Origin of the sequence: Lyngbya aestuarii BL J, assembly GCF_000478195.2 — a bacterium.
GTDB lineage: Bacteria > Cyanobacteriota > Cyanobacteriia > Cyanobacteriales > Microcoleaceae > Capilliphycus > Capilliphycus aestuarii.
Genome location: NZ_AUZM01000219.1, coordinates 1 through 1288 on the forward strand (window position 1 = coordinate 1; position 1288 = coordinate 1288).

A 1288-nucleotide genomic window follows, 5' to 3' on the forward strand; every position below is an offset into this window, starting at 1 on the left:
CGAAAATATTTGGATTTGTTGGCTTGATTATAGGAATACTCTCTCTTTTTTGGGCGGTTTTTGCTCGACCTGAATTTGGAGATATTCCTACTAAAACCGAATTTTTTATTGAAAATTTAATGAGTAATCGCGTTACGATTGCTTTTTGTGTTGATATGGTTTTATTTTATATTTTTCAAATCATCTTGATGGGAAGTATTGAACCCTTTAATCGTCAAAAGCGATGGCTAAGATTTGTTCCTTTTTGGGGTTTAGCAATCGGGTTAATTTTATAAGCAGTTTTATAGATAGCAACCCATAAAAACATCATCTGAATGAGAGAAAGATCTTGACAACCTTTGACTTTCTCATCCAGATGAGTAGGATAAAAACTATTAACATATCGAAAGTTAAAACTCAGATTATAACTGATTTTAATTGATCTCTAACGAACTCCTGCACAGGATAAAATATCTCCAATCGAGTTAATAATTGAAGCACGACCATAAAGCCGAGGAATGCGAATTCCATTCGGTCGTACAGCCGGATTATGCAAATGGTTTAAATAGCTGTTGGGATCTTGTTTGACTAACCCAATTAAAGTCTCTGCAACAATACTACTTCCTACAGCCCCTAGCGTGTTTCCTCCGGTTTGTAATGCGGCTTCTTTGAGGATATAATACCATAAAGGTGTTCTGTCTCCAAAATTCCCATATTCAAGTGCTTGCTTCAGTTTTTCATTCGGTTCTTTATCAATTAAATCTTCTTTTGTTAGGGGTTGAAAACCAAATGCTTTAGCCATTTTTTGTCCGGTGGGTAGACTCAATGAATAACCTCTGACTAGATTTCGTTGAGCTAAATGAGACATGAATGTATTCGCTCTTACTCCGTCGAGTTGAAGATCAAATAAGCCTTGAGAAATCTTCGGATCGATTTTACGAGCGACGTTAGGAATCGGTTCATCCGGTACAAATCTGACAAAGTTTTCCCAGTCAACACTAAAACTTTTCTTGAGTTGATAATTGTCACCGTTCTTTTCTAGCAAATCAGACTCTTGAGGTCGATCTTTGGAAACACCCAAGAGATTCATAATTTTGACTTGAGACTGACGATTGAGTTGATAAAACGGACGAATCATTGAGTGACCAAACCGAAATCCGGCGACGGAAAATTCTAGCGGCATAAAAACCGAATTTCCACTAAAGCCAGGGAGATAAAAACGCGGCCCGTTGAGCAGGATATCGTCTACAATATTGGGGTCGCAAACTGCTCTGAGATAGTCATTAATGACAACATACTGATAACACCA

1 protein-coding gene and 1 pseudogene are annotated in these 1288 nt (G+C 37.5%); one reads left to right on the plus strand and one right to left on the minus strand.

Features of this window, described 5'->3' with window-relative positions; genetic code table 11:
* Window positions 1-275, plus strand: a pseudogene (locus M595_RS27650) (hypothetical protein); the annotation flags it as partial.
* A 149-nt stretch (window positions 276-424) separates the two neighbouring features.
* Here the strand turns inward: M595_RS27650 and M595_RS27655 are convergent.
* Window positions 425-1288: peroxidase family protein (locus M595_RS27655; protein WP_023069502.1), on the minus strand; the 864-nt coding region annotated here is incomplete at its 5' end.